This window comes from Salinivibrio sp. MA427, assembly GCF_001996115.1.
Lineage (GTDB): Bacteria > Pseudomonadota > Gammaproteobacteria > Enterobacterales > Vibrionaceae > Salinivibrio > Salinivibrio costicola.
Genome location: NZ_MUFH01000490.1, coordinates 1 through 1120 on the forward strand (window position 1 = coordinate 1; position 1120 = coordinate 1120).

1 protein-coding gene and 1 pseudogene are annotated in these 1120 nt (G+C 50.7%); both read right to left on the minus strand.

Annotated elements, in window-relative coordinates; genetic code table 11:
• Window positions 1-291 (minus strand): annotated as a pseudogene (locus BZG79_RS15825) (hypothetical protein); the annotation flags it as partial.
• Between the two features lie 3 nt (window positions 292-294).
• The coding region (locus BZG79_RS15830; RefSeq protein WP_077774888.1) for a DUF368 domain-containing protein at window positions 295-1120 on the minus strand (826 nt) is incomplete at its 5' end.

Here is a 1120-nt window from a genome sequence, read left to right on the forward strand (position 1 = left end):
TCGCGCGAGTGGTTCGGGGCTGATGACCGTCAGTCTATTTGCATTCATAGGGCGCACCGTCGGCTCAGCGAGTGATGCTTGGTAGCCTTTATACTGGCAAGTCTGCTGATTGAGCACGCACGCATCTGTTAGCACGGATGAGTGTGTTGATGCGGATGCCGGGCTGTTTTCACTTTCAACAAAAGTGGTTAGCCAAGTTGGCGTAAAAAACGCAAGCGCCACCAGCATAATGATACTGGCGGGGATCAATAAACGGCGACTCACGGGCATGCGTGAGGATGAAACATTCATGGTTTAGTCCTGTTTAGGCGAGAAGCGCTCCAACAGCAATACCAGCACAAAGCCCGTAATCATGGCAATCACCGCGAGGCCAACTTGTGCCGGATGTCCCACGATTGCCTCGTACGCGCCCGGTAGAAGGTTATCTTGCATCAAAGGGACTTGTTCACCCGATGAGTTAGTCCGCCAGGTAAGAGTATGTTTCCAAGGCCAAATTTTACCCAATGTGCCTAACATTAAACCGGTAAGGAAGGCGAGTGTTACTGCATAAAAACGCTCTAATAACCAGGACAGTAAATGAGAAAAACTCAATAAGCCGACGATGGCACCCAAGGCGAGTAAGCCGAGCATATCCCATTGGCCTTGATGTACCGCGTCTAGAATCGGGCTATACATGCCGAGCAGTAACAGTATAAAGCTGCCCGAGATCCCAGGTAGAATCATGGCGCATATGGCAATGGCGCCGGATAAAAAGACGGTGAGAGGGCTGGCTGTCAATTGCAACGGATTAGCGACGGTGATCCAATACGCAAAGCCGATACCGATAAGCGCGGCGAGTACCGTTCTTAGCGTGATTTTAGGGGCGGGGAGCTGTTTGGCGATATGCAGTGCTGACGCAATGATAAGACCAAAGAAAAACGACCACAGAGGGATGGGATGGTTGGCCAGCATCCAACTAATGCCCTTCGCTAAACCTGCGATACTGCTTAAAATTCCGGCTAATAACACACACAAAAAGGTGCCGTTGATGTGTTGCCATACGGCCTTAAAACCTTTGCGCCGCCAGAGCGAGAACAGGCTCGGGGTAATACGCCGAATACTTTCCAGCAATAGTGTATAG